The organism is Pseudomonas sp. ES3-33 (assembly GCF_000952175.1).
Lineage (GTDB): Bacteria > Pseudomonadota > Gammaproteobacteria > Pseudomonadales > Pseudomonadaceae > Aquipseudomonas > Aquipseudomonas gregormendelii.
Map to the genome: position 1 here is coordinate 1 of NZ_JZRI01000061.1, position 15,513 is coordinate 15,513.

General features: G+C 59.6%; 9 protein-coding genes and 1 pseudogene. 4 read left to right on the plus strand and 6 right to left on the minus strand.

What is annotated here, in order from left to right; translation table 11 throughout:
* Positions 1 to 1,515, minus strand: a 1,515-nt coding sequence (locus UB23_RS10810) for a recombinase family protein (protein ID WP_045059312.1), incomplete at its 3' end; no start/stop codon positions are given.
* 34 nt (positions 1,516 to 1,549) lie between these two features.
* Here UB23_RS10810 and UB23_RS10815 point away from each other — a divergent pair.
* Positions 1,550 to 2,410 (plus strand): annotated as a pseudogene (locus UB23_RS10815) (YifB family Mg chelatase-like AAA ATPase); the annotation flags it as partial.
* 5 nt (positions 2,411 to 2,415) lie between these two features.
* On the opposite strand, the gene UB23_RS10820 reads toward UB23_RS10815, so the two are convergent.
* From UB23_RS10820 to UB23_RS10830, 3 genes are all read right to left on the minus strand, one after another.
* Positions 2,416 to 3,630, minus strand: a complete 1,215-nt coding sequence (locus UB23_RS10820) for an aldose 1-epimerase family protein (protein ID WP_045059313.1) — start codon at positions 3,628 to 3,630, stop codon at positions 2,416 to 2,418.
* Between the two features lie 201 nt (positions 3,631 to 3,831).
* Positions 3,832 to 5,808: a methyl-accepting chemotaxis protein gene (locus UB23_RS10825; protein WP_045059314.1), complete on the minus strand. Its 1,977-nt coding sequence runs from the start codon at positions 5,806 to 5,808 to the stop codon at positions 3,832 to 3,834.
* 186 nt (positions 5,809 to 5,994) lie between these two features.
* Entirely contained in the window at positions 5,995 to 6,915 is a 921-nt protein-coding gene (locus UB23_RS10830; RefSeq protein ID WP_045059315.1) for a LysR substrate-binding domain-containing protein, read from the minus strand.
* Between the two features lie 159 nt (positions 6,916 to 7,074).
* Here UB23_RS10830 and UB23_RS10835 point away from each other — a divergent pair, with 159 nt between their 5' ends.
* A complete protein-coding gene (locus UB23_RS10835) occupies positions 7,075 to 8,472 on the plus strand; it encodes a NorM family multidrug efflux MATE transporter (protein WP_045059320.1) in 1,398 nt (465 codons plus the stop codon).
* A gap of 105 nt (positions 8,473 to 8,577) precedes the next feature.
* On the opposite strand, the gene UB23_RS10840 is transcribed toward UB23_RS10835, so the two are convergent.
* Positions 8,578 to 10,248 (minus strand): putative bifunctional diguanylate cyclase/phosphodiesterase, encoded by a 1,671-nt coding sequence (locus tag UB23_RS10840; protein ID WP_045059316.1) that lies wholly within the window; start codon positions 10,246 to 10,248, stop codon positions 8,578 to 8,580.
* Between the two features lie 264 nt (positions 10,249 to 10,512).
* Between UB23_RS10840 and rep the strand changes: the two genes are divergently transcribed.
* Both rep and UB23_RS10850 read left to right on the plus strand, forming a co-directional pair.
* Complete coding sequence (rep, locus tag UB23_RS10845) at positions 10,513 to 12,522, plus strand: DNA helicase Rep (protein WP_045059317.1); 2,010 nt, start codon at positions 10,513 to 10,515, stop codon at positions 12,520 to 12,522.
* A 70-nt stretch (positions 12,523 to 12,592) separates the two neighbouring features.
* On the plus strand, positions 12,593 to 13,165 hold the full coding sequence (locus UB23_RS10850; RefSeq protein ID WP_016772573.1) for a xanthine phosphoribosyltransferase: 573 nt from the start codon (positions 12,593 to 12,595) through the stop codon (positions 13,163 to 13,165).
* Positions 13,166 to 13,298: 133 nt separating this feature from the next.
* Here the strand turns inward: UB23_RS10850 and UB23_RS10855 are convergent, their stop codons facing one another.
* Positions 13,299 to 15,221, minus strand: coding sequence for an acetyl-CoA hydrolase/transferase C-terminal domain-containing protein (locus tag UB23_RS10855; protein ID WP_045059318.1), 1,923 nt, complete (start codon positions 15,219 to 15,221; stop codon positions 13,299 to 13,301).
* Positions 15,222 to 15,513: the final 292 nt, after the last annotated feature.

The following is a 15,513-nucleotide window of genomic DNA, read 5'->3' on the forward strand; positions in this document are numbered from 1 at the left end:
AGATGTGTATAAGAGACAGCCATTTAATTCAACAGAATAACTAATATTTTTATTTTTTCGCCCCATGCGGACAACAACACCTAGGGCTTTTAATAGTTGATTCGCCTTAGCCCTACCCTCATAGCTAACTAAATCAACTCGATCAAAAAAATCTTGCTTGTTAATTATTTTTTCCCGCTGGGCATCCCTCTTCAATTCGTCACGACGAATGTTTAACGCGCCCGACTCCTGCTCCAGTTTAGACAGGGTCAACAAAGCCAACTTCGGCAGAGCTCCATCCAACTCCATAAGCTGAAACTCAATCTCTTTTTGACGCTCCACTACACTCGCAATCTTTAATTCAACCATTGAAATTTCTTTCTGGATCTTTGCTTGCGAGTCTTGTACCAAACTTAAACTATCGACTTTCGCCAAAACTTCCAGAAACGCCTGTTCCGCTTGACCGAGCACTATCAATTTATTAGTACACGCTCCTTTCGCACTTCCATAGCATCTTAAGTACCGCCCCCCCTTAGGAGGCTGGCCCTTATTAACCAAATGCATTGACTCCGCACACAACCCACATTTAGCGATTCCCTGCCAAACATTATAGTTTCGCGAAACTTTGGTTGATTTAGAGACCTTTCGAGAGTGGCGCGCAGACTGGGCCTCAAAAAAAACGTCTTCACTAATGACCACCGGATAGTAATTCACTATCGCATCACCAATATTGGTGCGACTTCCTCCGACATGGGACATTGGCTGGTACTCACCAAGCAATGCTCTGTTAGAAAGAATTTTACCCGTAGAGCTACTAGCCCATAGTTGCTTTTCATTTCGCTTGACTGAGCCAAATGTTGGGACATTTAATTCATTTAGCTTTTTGGCGATAGCTCGGTGTCCGTAACCAGAGGCCGCTAGCTTAAAAATACATCTGACAACCTCGACCCTTTCGGGAATTACTTCGTAACTGTCCCCATTGAACTTAAGCCAATATGGACATGCGCTTCCAAGAGGTTTTTTGTCGTCACGAGCTTCCTTTTGTTTTTGCTGCCAAGCTTTACTTACCCGCTGGCTCTTCAGCACCGATTCATTATGAGCCCTACTCATATTAATGATGCTTACTACCAGATCAATCTCATTGCCACCTTTTACATAAAGTCTAGCGTCGGAGGTGGTATAGATATCGATTCCAAGCTTTAGTAAACCAAGAAATCTTGGCAGCGCGTCATTGACCGGCTCGCGACTGAGTCTATCAAGACTTTCAACTATTAACATTGAGCCGGGCTCTATGGCGCCCGATTCTACCTTGCTCAAAAATCGCGCGAAATCCCCACTTTCAAGTAGGTGCTTCCCCGTAAAGGCCGACTTGCCGTTGTCAAAATATCGATACTCTTTGGAATCTATCAGATCCAAACCATTCACCGCGCAATACTCCTCAGCAGCAGCGAGTTGACGCCTGTAGCTATCTCCTCCGGCCTGATCGGTGCTTGAGAATCGGATGTAACTGTACGCTTTGCGTGATGGTTTGGTCATAAAGACCTCTTTAGAATCGATGGGTGTATTGTTACACAATCTCCTGCTCAGTGGGCCGCCGGGAACAGGCAAAACACTGCTGGCGAGTCGACTGCCGGGGCTGCTGCCACCCTTGGCCGAAAGCGAGGCGCTGGAGGTCGCGGCCATTCAGTCGGTGGCCAGTTGCGCGCCCCTGAGTCACTGGCCGCAACGTCCTTTTCGCCAACCTCACCACTCAGCGTCGGGCCCGGCGCTGGTGGGTGGCGGGTCAAAGCCTCAGCCCGGGGAAATCACCCTCGCCCACCATGGCGTGCTGTTCCTTGATGAACTACCGGAGTTTGATCGCAGGGTTTTGGAAGTGTTGCGTGAGCCTATGGAGTCCGGCCATATCGTGATTTCCCGGGCCAGGGATCGCGTGCGTTTTCCGGCGCGCTTTCAACTGGTCGCGGCGATGAATCCCTGTCCCTGTGGATATCTCGGCGAACCAACGGGCAAGTGTTCATGCACCCCGGACATGGTCCAGCGCTACCGCAACAAACTGTCCGGCCCGCTGCTGGACCGCATCGATCTGCACCTGACCGTGGCGCGGGAAGCCACAGCGCTGAACCCTTCAGCGAAACCCGGCGATGACTCCGCCAGCGCGGCAGTGCTGGTAGCCGACGCCAGGGAACGGCAGCACAAGCGCCAGGGCTGCGCCAACGCCTTTCTCGACCTGCCAGGCCTTCGCATACACTGCAAGTTATCCACAGCCGATGAAACCTGGCTGGAATCCGCCTGCGAAAGATTGACCCTGTCGCTACGTTCGGCCCATCGTCTGCTCAAGGTAGCGCGCACCTTGGCGGACCTTGAGCAGATAGATGCCATTACGCGAGAGCATCTGGCTGAGGCGCTACAGTATCGTCCGGCCACAAACTAACGGATTTACTCCTTGGTGAGATCCACCAACGGCATCTGCCGCACCTCGGTTTCCCGCCCGGCCTGAATCTCGCTCACTCGCTTCAACGCCTGATCCACCGCCCCTTTGTCCGCCAAGAGGCTGTAGCTGATGCGGAACTCTTTATGCTCGTTTGGCGCGATCGTCGGCACCAGGCCCAGTGGTCGTTGATACCGGCGGTTGTAGGAGAAGCTCGTGCCTGGCTCAAGTCCGGTGACATAGCCCTGCCCTTGGGTATCGGTGTTTTTCCACAGGGAGAACACGGGCAGGGTTTGCGTGTTGAAACCTACCGAGACGCCCAGGCTGCCGGCCTTGTTGTGCAGCACGGTCAATGTGTCGCCTTTTGCATCGGCATACGGCACCACGTTGTAGACCGTCTCGTCGTAGTCCTTGGTCGGCCCGCGGTAGGTCTGCCAGTCCGACAGTTCACCTTTGGCCTTGTCGTTGAACGGCGACACCTGTTTTACCGGCGCAGCGAATCGAGCACCCTGTTCCAGGAACGGGGTACTGAAGTTGCTGTGGTAGAGCGCCTGGTATTCCTTCGGATAGTCGCCATTGTTGGTCAGGGTGTCGTTGAGGCTGAAGCGCACGCTGCCCGGTTCGGTGACCAGTTCGGTGGCGACGGAGAAGTCGACTTTCTTGAACGCCTGCTCTTTCAACTCACCGCGCAGGCTGATGGCGTAAGGCGGTTTTTCGTCGATGTGCAAGGTGACTTTGCTGGCCGGAATGTTGGCGGCGCGGCCGTGCAGGGTCAGCAACTCGCCATTGTCCACGCCGGGGTGGCCGACCCATTCGTAACCGCAGCGGGTCACCAGTTCGTTGAAACCTTCCAGCCAGCCCAACCCGCCCCGACCGTTGAGTTCGATGAAGGCCGGGTTGACCACCTCTTTCACCGGCGAATCCCAGCCCATGCGCACAGACCCCACCGAGGCCTGCAGGACGTTCATGCCGCGGGTCGGTACCACCGAGAGCTTGAGCGTGCCGTTATCAATGTCGACGATGCTGACGCCCTCTTGCCGACCGCCATGCAAGGTACGCAGGGTCACGGAGAAGGGTTTGTCGGTCTTCACCCCGAGTTGCTGACTGGTGATTGACCAGTTGGCGGCCGCTTTGTCGGAGTCGAGCAGAACATAGTCCCACGCCATGGCATGGGAGGCAGCGGACAGCGCGCCGAGGGCGACGATGAGTTTGAGCGGAGTCATGGCACAAGCCTTTCTTGGAGTTGTGCCATTTTTATAGACCGGCTGAAACGATTCATCAAGCGTAAAACCAACAATGGCCCTATGTCTTGATAAAACCGAGCGGGCTCACGCCTACTCAGGAGTGTCGGTGGACGCAGAACTTGTGAACGCCAATCACACCTGTGGGAGCAAGCCTGCTCGCGATTGCCATAGCCGAACACCTCAACGAAACCGGTCAACCTCCTGCCGCAACTCCGCCGCCAGGCTCTCCAGTTCCTTGGCCGTCACGGCCAGGTGCGACACCACCTCGCGCTGCTCGCTGTTGGCCAGCGCAATGCTTTGCAGGTTGCTGCTGAGCAACGTCGCGGTGCTGCTTTGTTCCTGGGTGGCCGTGGTGATCGCCGAAAACTGCTGGCCAGCCGAGCGACTCTGCTCATCGATACGCGCCAGGGCCGAGGCGACATTGGCGTTGCGCGACAAGCCCTCCTCCATCAGTACCTTGCCCTGCTCCATGGTGCTGATGGCGTTGCCGGTTTCCTGCTGGATGCTCTGGATCATCAGCGAGATTTCATCGGTTGCCTGGCGAGTGCGGGAAGCCAGATTGCGCACTTCATCGGCCACCACCGCAAAGCCCCGGCCTTGCTCGCCGGCGCGGGCGGCTTCAATGGCCGCGTTGAGTGCCAGCAGATTGGTCTGCTCGGCAATCGAAGTGATCACCCCGACGATGCCGCCAATTTCCTGAGAGCGCTGGCCCAGTGTGTTGATGACCGTCGCCGTGCTGTTCAGCGCGCCCGCAATTTGTTCAAGAGACGAAGACGCTTCGTCCATCGACGTACGACCGATCCGGGTTTGCTGTGCGTTTTCCTGAGCCAGCAACTGGGTGCTGCCCATGTTGTCGGCGATGTTCAGGGAAGTGGCACTGAATTCCTCCACCGCACCTGCCATGCTGGTGATCTCGCCCGACTGCTGCTCCATGCCTTCGTAAGCACCACCGGACAAACCAGACAAGGCCTGGGCACGGCTGTTGACCTCTTGCGAGGCTTTGCGGATGTGCTCGACCATGGTCGACAGGGCCTGGCTCATCTGGTTGAAGGCACGGGCCAACTGGCCGATTTCGTCGTGGCTCGAGACATTCAGGCGCACGCTCAGATCCCCCGCGCCCAGCGCCTCGGCCTGACGCACCAGATCACCCAGTGGCGCCAGCTTGCTGCGCAACAACCAGACCGCCGCACCCACGGCGATCAGCATGGCCAGCAGGCTGCCTATCGCCAATTGACTGCCGACACTCCAGGTCACGGCGCGAATTTCCGCTTTGGGCATGCTCGCCACCACCGACCATGGGCCACCCTCGAACGGCACAGCGACGCTGTAAAAGTCTTCGGATTTGTCGCTCCAGAACTCACCTTTGCCAGGCGTTTTTGCCAGCGCGGCAAGGGTCGGCGCCGCCTGCTCCAACGCCTGCACGCCCGCAATCGGCACCAGCCATTTGCCCTGTTCGTCGAGCAACGCCAGGGAGCCGGTCTGGCCGATGCGGAAGCGTTTGAGATTGGCAAATTGCGCGTTCTGCGCGTCGGTGTAATCGAATCCTACAAACAGCACCGCAATCACCTTGCCGCCGCTGTCGCGTACGGGGGTGTACTGAGTCATGTAGGACCGTTCAAACAACAGGGCCCGGCCGACGTAGCCCTGCCCCGCCATCAGGCGCGCATAAGCGGGGTGCGCGTGATCGAGCAGCGTGCCAATGGCGCGCGTGCCGTCCTGCTTGCTCAGGGAAGTGCTGACCCGGATGAAGTCGTCGCCGTTACGCACGAACAACGTGGCAACACCGGCAGTCATCTGCTTGAACTCGTCCACTTCCTGGAAGTTGTTGTTCAGCACTTCGCTGCCCAGGTGCAAGCCCGCGGTCTGCACGCCCGCGACCGTCACCGGCTGCTCCGGGTGCAGACTCAGTCCCGCGCTGAAGCGCTTCTCGAACAAGCCGCTGAGGCGCTGGGTACTCTCACGCAACGTACCGTGGAAGGTGCTCAATTGATCGGCCAGCAGCCTTGCTTCGCTGGCCAGGTGTTCCTCGCGGGTGGCAAGGTTGGCGGTGTCCAGCGAGCGCAGGGCAAACACAGTGCTGCAGCTGATGACGATCGCCAGTATCACGGCAAGCGCGATACCCAGCTGTGAGGCGATGCGGGCGCGAGGTTGAGACATGACAGCTCCTGGCCAAGCGTCCGAATCCTCCTTGATCGGGCTGCACACTCAGCGACATTTCTAATAATGGGGATTACGTCGAACCTGCACGAAGGTTCCACCTGCATCTCTTCGGCGGTAAACCTGAATACTTGAGCCGATTACCAGGATATGGCCGGAGCCTGTCGCTGCACAGGCTCTATCGATTCAGCTCAGGTGCTCGACGTCCGGCAACTCCATGGCCCGGACCTCGCCCTGCAGGAAGTCACTGAGGCGGCGCATCCGTTCTCCGCCGGGCCGGGTTTTCGGCCAGACCAGGTAATATTTCTCACCGCTGGCGACGGCAGTCGGCCACGGCAAACTCAGGCGCCCCTGAGCGACATCCTCGGCCACCATCAACAAGTCGCCCATCGAAACCCCGTAGCCACGGGCGGCGGCGATCATGCCCAGCTCCAGCGTATCGAACACCTGCCCGCCCTTGAGCGACACCTGTTCGGCCAGCCCCATGCGCTCCAGCCAGTTGCGCCAGTCGCGGCGGTCCGGTGTGGGGTGCAGCAGTTCGGTATTGGCCAGGCGCGTCACGTCCCAAGGCTGCTCGCTCAGCAGGTTCGGCGCACCGACCGGGATCAGTTCTTCGGGGAACAGATAACTGGCCTCCCAGTCAGGTGGGAAATGGCCGTTGCTCAACAGCACGGCACAGTCGAAGGGCTCGTCGTTGAAGTCCACCGAGTCGACGTCCATCCAGGCGCTGGTGAGCTGCACCTCATTGCCCGGTTGCAGGTGACGGAAGCGGCTCAGGCGCGCCAGCAGCCAGCGCATGGTCAGGGTCGAAGGCGCCTTCATGCGCAGGATGTCGTCTTCGGCGCGCAGGGTGTTGCACGCCCGCTCCAGGGCGGTGAAGCCCTCGCGGATGCCGGGCAGCAGCAACCGGGCCGATTCGGTCAGTTGCAGGTTGCGGCCACTGCGGTGAAACAATCGGCAGGCAAAGTGCTCTTCGAGCGTACGAATATGCCGGCTGACCGCGCTCTGGGTGATCGACAACTCTTGCGCGGCACGGGTAAACGAACTGTGGCGAGCGGCCGCTTCGAAGGCACGCAGGGCATACAACGGAGGAAGACGACGAGACATCAAGAAAGCTCCTAAAGCGCAATCGCCACAACTTAGCAGAAACTCATCCATGATGAGTTTTAGTCATGCCATCCATCCTTTTTATCCCTTTGTGGAAATCCTCCAGAGCGCCGAAAATCGACGGTCTACTGTTCCCTCTGAAAACCGAGCGTGATGATCATGAAGCATCCAGCGCGTATTGAACTCTGGGCCATCCTGCGGCTGGCGGGGCCGCTGATTGCCTCGCAGTTGGCGCATATGCTGATGGTCCTCACCGACACCTTGATGATGGCGCGCATCAGCCCCGAGGCGCTTGCCGGCGGCGGCCTGGGGGCGGCCACCTACTCTTTTGTGTCGATTTTCTGCATCGGGGTGATTGCGGCAGTCGGCACCCTGGTGGCTATCCGTCAGGGTGCGGGCGATATCGTTGGCGCCGCCCGGCTGACCCAGGCAGGTTTGTGGCTGGCGTGGCTGATGGCACTGGCCGCCGGCCTGTTGCTGTGGAACCTCAAGCCCGTGCTGCTGCTGTTCGGCCAGACCGAAAGCAACGTCCATATGGCCGGGCAATTCCTGATGATCCTGCCGTTCGCCCTGCCCGGCTACTTGAGCTTCATGGCCCTGCGCGGCTTCACCAGTGCGATCGGCCGGGCGACGCCGGTGATGGTGATCAGCCTCGCCGGCACGGTGGCGAACTTCCTGCTCAACTATGCATTGATTACCGGCATGTTCGGCCTGCCCAGGATGGGGCTGGTGGGGATAGGGCTGGTCACGGCCATCGTCGCCAACCTGATGGCATTGGCGCTGGCCCTGCATATTCGGCGGCATAGGGCGTATGACGCTTATCCATTGCGTGAAGGCCTGTCGCGGCCCAACCGTCAGTACCTCAAGGAGCTGTGGCGGCTGGGCCTGCCCATCGGCGGCACCTACGCGGTGGAGGTCGGGCTGTTTGCCTTCGCGGCGCTGTGCATGGGCACCATGGGCAGTACGCAACTGGGTGCGCACCAGATTGCCCTGCAGATCGTTTCGGTGGCGTTCATGGTGCCGGCCGGCATGTCCTATGCGATCACCATGCGCATCGGCCAGCACTACGGTGCCGGGCAACTGCTGGATGCACGGCTGGCGGGACGGGTTGGTATTGTGTTCGGAGCGGCGGCGATGCTCGGCTTCGCGATGGTTTTCTGGCTGCTGCCGCATCAATTGATTGGCTTGTTCCTGGACCATAATGATCCAGCGTTCCGCCCGGTCATCGAATTGGCAGTGAGCCTGCTGGCGGTCGCCGCCTGGTTCGAGCTGTTCGACGGTACGCAAACCATCGCCATGGGCTGCATACGCGGGCTCAAGGATGCCAAGACCACCTTCCTGGTTGGACTGGCCTGCTATTGGCTGATTGGTGCGCCGGCAGCCTGGTGGATGGCATTCCATCTCGACTGGGGCCCAACGGGCGTCTGGTGGGGCCTGGCGCTGGGCCTGGCGTGTGCGGCGGTGAGCCTGACGCTGGCGTTTGAGTGGAAGATGAAGCGCATGATTCGGCGTGAGCCTGCGGTGCAGGCCAGTTTCAGGGTGATTCAACCCGATTAAGATCAAAAGATCGTCCGAACGCGGCCCGAGCCTTCGGCAGCTCCTACGGGTGTACACATTCCCATGTAGGAGCGGTTAAAGGCTCGGCCGCGTTCTGGCGATCTTTTAAATGGCCTCCACAACGGCCTGTTGGCTGGAACCGAAGGTCAGGTATTCAACCAGCTCCACCAACGGCAACGGCTTGCTGATCAGGTACCCCTGCACCTGATCACAGCCAAACCCACGCAACAGATCCAGCTGCTCCGGGGTTTCCACGCCTTCGGCCACCACTTCGAGATTGAGGTTGTGCGCCAGGTTGATCATCGCGTGCACCAGTTTGCGATTCTCCTCGCGCTCTTCCATCTCGCCGACAAAACTCTTGTCGACCTTCAGCAAGGCGATCGGCAGGCTGTTGAGGTGCACGAATGACGAGAAGCCGGTTCCGAAGTCATCCAGGGAAAAGCGCACGCCCAGGCGCCCGAGGGCGTCCATGGTCTGCTTGACCAGATCGCTGCGGCGCATCACTGCGGTCTCTGTCAGTTCGAACTCCAGCCACTGCGCCTCGACTCCGCGCTCGATGATCAAGCGGCTGAGGGTGGGCAGCAACTGGCTGTCCTGGAACTGCCGAAACGACAGGTTGATTGCCATGTGCAGCGCCGGCAGCCCGCGCTCGCGCAGGGCCTGCATGTCACGCAGTGCACGGGAAATCACCCAGTAACCCAGGGGCACGATCAAGCCGCTCTGCTCGGCCAAGGGCACGAATTCGCTTGGCGGCAGCAAACCGCGCTCGGCATGACGCCAGCGCACCAGGGCTTCGAGGCCGACGATCTGCCCGTCTTCGAGGTTCAGTCGCGGCTGGTAGTGCAGCTCCAGCTCATCACGGCGCAATGCCCGTCGCAGTTCGCTTTCCAGGTCGGCCATGCTGCGCGCATTGCGATTGATGCGCTCGTTGAAGATGTGAAAGGTACAGCCCTGGGTGCTCTTGGCCTGCTGCATGGCGATGTGCGCGTGCCACATCAGCGGGTCGGCACCGGCCTGGGCGCGAGCATGGGCGATGCCCAGGCTGGACCCGATCAACAGGCTTTCGCCGTCGACCCAGTAGGGTTCGGCCAGTGCTTCGGTGATTCGTTCGGCCATCCACTCGGCGCGCTGGGGTGCCCGGCGGGTGTCGATCAGCAGTGCAAATTCGTCGCTGCCCAACCGTGCGAGCTGATCACCCACCTCCAGCTGGCTTTTGAGCCTGGCAACGACTTGCAGGATCAACCGGTCGCCCGCCTGGTGCCCCAACGCGTCGTTGGCGTGACGGAAGTTGTCGAGGTCCAGGTGCCCGAGTGCCAGGCCACGGCCATCGTTTTCCACCAGCCGGGCCGCCAGCAGGGTCTGAAAACCCTGGCGATTGGCGATGCCGGTCAAGGGGTCTTGCTCGGCCAGACGCTGCAGGGTGGTCTCCAGCAGCCCCCGTTCGCGCACATGGCGCAGGCAGCGCTGCAACATGCCTGTATCAAGCAGATCGCGCACCAACCAGTCGCTCACGCCATCGGGCGGCGACGCCGGCTCGTGTTCGAGCAGCAATACCGTCGGCAAGGTGCAACGACCGGGAAGTGGCTGCAGAGCAGGGATCGTCAACAACACCGCGCTGCGGTTGTCATCGAACAGACTGCTGACAGACTCCCAATTCGGAGCGCTGATGAGCACGGCCGAGCTCCCCATTGGAGCCAGACACTCGCGCAACAACGCTGTCCACGCTGGCTCTTCTGCCAGTAGCAGCAAACGCAAGGGTTCGACAGGCGTAGACAAGCTAGCTCCCTAGACTCTGCAGTGGTGTACGCGCCAGGCATTATGCCGGGCCGCCAACCAATGACCAAATGACATCAGTTATCAGACGTGGCTTTTGTATCAGGAATTACGAACATTAGACGCAAATACCTCACGTATCCTGCGTGAAAGTAACAAAACCGGCAAATACAGTTAGCGTGGTGCGTCACAAGTCGGAGAGAGCAGCACAAATTGCTGAGCCTGTTAAAATGCCGGCCCATTTCGCAAACGACTCCCTGATTCCGTATGTCCCGACTCAATCCCCGGCAGCAAGAAGCCGTGAGCTACGTCGGCGGCCCTCTTTTGGTGCTCGCCGGCGCAGGCTCCGGCAAGACCAGCGTGATCACGCGCAAGATTGCGCACCTGATCCAGAACTGCGGCATCCGCGCCCAGTACATCGTCGCCATGACCTTTACCAACAAGGCTGCGCGCGAGATGAAGGAACGGGTCGGCACCCTGCTCAAGGGCGGCGAAGGCCGCGGCCTGACCGTGTGCACCTTCCACAACCTGGGCCTGAACATCATCCGCAAGGAACATGTTCGCCTGGGCTACAAGCCCGGCTTCTCGATTTTTGACGAAGCCGACGTCAAGTCCTTGATGACCGACATCATGCAGAAGGAATACGCGGGCGACGACGGCGTCGACGAGATCAAGAACATGATCGGCTCGTGGAAGAACGACCTCATCCTACCTGCCGAGGCCCTGGAAAACGCGCGCAATCCCAAGGAGCAGACCGCCGCCATCGTCTATACCCACTATCAACGTACGCTCAAGGCGTTCAACGCGGTGGATTTCGACGACCTGATCCTGCTGCCGGTAAAGCTGTTCCAGGAACACGCCGACATCCTCGAAAAGTGGCAGAACAAGGTCCGCTACCTGCTGGTGGACGAGTACCAGGACACCAACGCCAGCCAGTATTTGCTGGTGAAGCTGCTGATCGGTACGCGCAACCAGTTCACCGTGGTGGGCGACGACGACCAGTCGATCTACGCCTGGCGTGGCGCGCGGCCGGAAAACCTGATGCTGCTCAAGGACGATTATCCGTCCCTGAAAGTGGTCATGCTCGAGCAGAACTACCGCTCCACCAGTCGCATCCTGCGCTGCGCCAACGTGCTGATCTCCAACAACCCCCACGAGTTCGAAAAGCAGCTGTGGAGCGAGATGGGCCACGGCGACGAGATCCGCGTGATCCGCTGCCGCAACGAAGACGCCGAAGCCGAGCGCGTGGCCGTGGAACTGCTGACCCTGCACCTGCGCACTGACCGGCCCTACAGCGATTTCGCGATCCTGTACCGCGGCAACTACCAGGCCAAGCTGATCGAGCTGAAACTGCAACACCACCAGATTCCGTATCGGTTGTCGGGCGGTAACAGCTTCTTCGGGCGCCAGGAAGTGAAAGACCTGATGGCCTACTTCCGCCTGATCGTGAACCCGGACGACGACAACGCCTTCCTGCGAGTGATCAACGTCCCACGCCGGGAAATCGGCTCGACCACCCTGGAAAAACTCGGTAACTACGCCACCGAACGCAAGATCTCGATGTACGCGGCCACCGACGAAATCGGCCTCGGCGAACACCTGGATACGCGGTTCACCGATCGCCTGTCACGCTTCAAGCGCTTCATGGACAGGGTCCGCGAGCAGTGTGCCGGCGAAGATCCGATTTCGGCGCTGCGCAGCATGGTCATGGACATTGACTATGAGAACTGGCTGCGCACCAACAGCTCCAGCGACAAGGCGGCCGATTACCGGATGGGCAACGTCTGGTTCCTGATCGAGGCATTGAAAAACACCCTCGAGAAGGACGAAGAAGGCGAGATGACCGTCGAAGACGCCATCGGCAAACTGGTGTTGCGCGACATGCTGGAACGTCAGCAGGAAGAGGAAGACGGCGCCGAAGGCGTGCAGATGATGACCTTGCACGCCTCCAAGGGCCTGGAGTTCCCCTACGTGTTCATCATGGGCATGGAAGAGGAAATCCTCCCCCACCGCTCCAGCATCGAAGCCGACACCATCGAGGAAGAACGCCGCCTGGCCTACGTGGGCATCACCCGCGCGCGCCAGACCCTGGCCTTCACCTTCGCGGCCAAGCGTAAGCAATATGGCGAGATCATCGACTGTGCGCCAAGCCGCTTCCTCGATGAGCTGCCGCCGGACGACCTGGCTTGGGAAGGCAATGACGACACCCCCGTCGAAGTCAAAGCCGTTCGCGGCAATACCGCATTGGCGGATATACGGGCGATGTTAAAGCGCTAGAATCGAATACTTTTTAACCAAACACTTTTTGACAAGCTAGGCGCATCTCGCGCCGGTAGAGGAAAGCTTCATGGAAGCACTGCACAAGAAAATCCGCGAAGAAGGCATCGTGCTTTCCGATCAGGTCCTGAAGGTTGACGCCTTTTTGAACCACCAGATCGACCCGGCCCTGATGAAGCTGATCGGCGATGAATTTGCCGCGCTGTTCAAGGACTCGGGCATCACCAAGATCGTCACCATTGAAGCCTCTGGTATTGCGCCGGCGATCATGACCGGGCTGAACCTCGGCGTGCCGGTGATCTTCGCCCGCAAGCAACAGTCCCTGACCCTGACTGAAAACCTGCTGTCGGCGACCGTTTACTCGTTCACCAAGAAGACCGAAAGCACCGTGGCGATCTCCCCGCGCCACCTGACCAGCAGCGACCGCGTGCTGATCATTGATGACTTCCTGGCCAACGGCAAGGCGTCCCAGGCGCTGATCTCGATCATCAAGCAAGCCGGCGCGACCGTGGCCGGCCTGGGGATCGTGATCGAGAAGTCGTTCCAGGGTGGTCGTGCCGAGCTGGATTCGCAGGGTTATCGCGTCGAGTCGCTGGCTCGCGTGCAGTCCCTGAAGGATGGCGTTGTAACCTTCATCGAGTAACCTGCCGCATTGTGTTCTCTCTGTGGGAGCCAGCCTGCTGGCGATGGCATCGTGTCAGTCAACATCTTAATGACTGACAGACAGCCATCGCCAGCAGGCTGGCTGGCTCCCACAGTTGGTCTTGTGCTGGGCGCTATTGCGAAGTGGCCTTGAGGCCGGTGAGCAACAACCGCTGGAACAGATCCTCTTTCAATCCGTCCGGGTTAGTCAGCTGCATCCGCTCCAGATGCACCGGAAACTGCGACGCCTCTGGCGCATCCAGCGCCGCCTTGCCCAGCTCCAGGATTTCCGTCAGCTTGAACTTGCTCTTCAACCAGTTCAAAGCCCGCAACAGATCCCGCTCCACCTCAGTGAAATCGCACCCCAGCGGATATTCGGGGAACAACTGCGGATGCCGCGCCTGAATCGCCTGCAGCCGTTGCGGCGTATTGTCGGCAAATCGCGGATCGATGCGGAAGTCTTTCGGCAGCTTGCCCACCTTCTGCGCCTGCTCGATCAGCCCCGGCTGAAAGCGCGAGTCGCTGATATTCAGCAGCGCCTCGATCACCGCCGCATCGGTTTTGCCACGCAGATCGGCAATGCCGTATTCGGTCACCACAATATCGCGCAGGTGCCGTGGGATGGTGCAATGGCCATATTCCCAGACGATGTTCGAACTGACCTCCCCACCCGCCTCGCGCCAGCTGCGCAAGATCAGCACCGAGCGCGCGCCTTGCAGTGCATGACCCTGGGCGACAAAGTTGTACTGGCCGCCCACGCCGCTGAGCACGCGCCCGTCCTCCAGCTGGTCGGCCACGCCGGCACCCAGCAGGGTCATGGTGAAGACCGTGTTGATGAAACGAGCATCCAGGCGTTGCAGGCGCTTGAGCTCCTCCTGACCGTATAGCTCGTTGATGTAGCTGATGCGGGTCATGTTGAATTCGAGCCGCCTGCTCTGCGGCAACTCGCGCAGGCGCTCGTAGAAGCTGCGCGGGCCGAGGAAAAACCCGCCATGCACCGAGATGCCATCGGTCTGTGCGGCCTCATCCAGTGTGCCGGCATTGGCCTGTTGCTGAGTCGGCACATCCGGGTAGACCTTGCGCCGCACGATCCCGGCATCCGCCAGCACCAGCAGGCCGTTGACGAACATTTCGCTGCAACCGTACAAGCCTCTGGCGAACGGTTCGATACCGCCTTCGCGCTCGATCAGTTGCGCCCACTGGCTGAGATTGATGTCTGCCAACAGCGCTTTGTAGCCGTCACTGTCGGCCTGACGCGCGAGCAAGGCCGCGGTCAGCGCATCGCCCATCGAGCCGATGCCGATCTGCAACGTACCGCCGTCGCGCACCAGTGCGCTGGCGTGCAGCCCGATGAAATGGTCCTGCAAGCCCACCGGCATGTTGGGCGTGGAGAACAGCGTGGTGTCGTCCTTGGCATCGATCAACAGGTCGAAGACATCGATACCGATTTCAGCGTCGCCGGGCATATAAGGCAAATCGTTATGCACCTGCCCGACCACCAGGATCGTCTCCCCCGCTGCCCGGCGTTTTTCCACCATGGGCAACAAGTCGAGGGTGATGTCTGGATTGCAGCTCAGGCTCAGGCGATCGGGGTGCTCGCTGTGGCTGGCCACAAGCTGGGCGATCAGGTTCAAGCCGGCGGCATTGATGTCCCGCGCGGCGTGGCTGTAGTTGCTGCTGACGTAATCCTGCTGCGCCGATTCGCTGTGGAGCAGGCTGCCTGGCTGCATGAAGAACTGCTGCACATGCACGTTGGCCGGCAGGCTGTCCTTGAGCAAATCCGCCAGGAAATCCAGTTCCGGATAATCGCCGAACACCCGCTCGATGAAAGGCTTGAGGAAGCGCCGCTGCAAGCCATCGCCCAGCACCGGTCGGCCCAGGCACAACGCGGTGTAGACGGTCAGCTGGCGTTCGGGCAGCTGCGCCACACGGTGATACAGCGCATTGACGAAATGGTTGGGTTTGCCCAGGCCCAGGGGCAGGCCCATGTGAATGTGCGCCGGCAACCGTGCCAGGACGTCATCGACCGCTTGCTCGATAGAACACAGCTGAACCATCTGATCTTCCCTTACATTCCGTGAGTCAGGGTTGGACCGAGCTTGCCTGCTCTTTGCTGCATTGAACAGTCTGGAACAGTGGAAAATTGGCGGAGCACGCTTGCGCGGGGCGTCAGGTCACCGGCGTCATCGTTGACGATCATCGCGAGCAAGCTCGCTCCTACATGTCTAGTCCTGAAATAGGTTTACATCTGTTTCACCCCAACGCCCGATGCACCGCATCGGGCGTTTTGTATTTCAAGGACAGGTGCGGGCGCTCCTGGTTGTAGATTAGGATCGCCTCTCTCACCAT

Coding starts and splice junctions, on each gene's coding strand:
- UB23_RS10820 (WP_045059313.1), bottom strand. CDS start 3,630: ATGACTCCGCTCAAACTCATCGTCGCCCTCGGCGCGCTGTCCGCTGCC.
- UB23_RS10825 (WP_045059314.1), bottom strand. CDS start 5,808: ATGTCTCAACCTCGCGCCCGCATCGCCTCACAGCTGGGTATCGCGCTT.
- UB23_RS10830 (WP_045059315.1), bottom strand. CDS start 6,915: ATGTCTCGTCGTCTTCCTCCGTTGTATGCCCTGCGTGCCTTCGAAGCG.
- UB23_RS10835 (WP_045059320.1), top strand. CDS start 7,075: ATGAAGCATCCAGCGCGTATTGAACTCTGGGCCATCCTGCGGCTGGCG.
- rep (WP_045059317.1), top strand. CDS start 10,513: ATGTCCCGACTCAATCCCCGGCAGCAAGAAGCCGTGAGCTACGTCGGC.
- UB23_RS10850 (WP_016772573.1), top strand. CDS start 12,593: ATGGAAGCACTGCACAAGAAAATCCGCGAAGAAGGCATCGTGCTTTCC.
- UB23_RS10855 (WP_045059318.1), bottom strand. CDS start 15,221: ATGGTTCAGCTGTGTTCTATCGAGCAAGCGGTCGATGACGTCCTGGCA.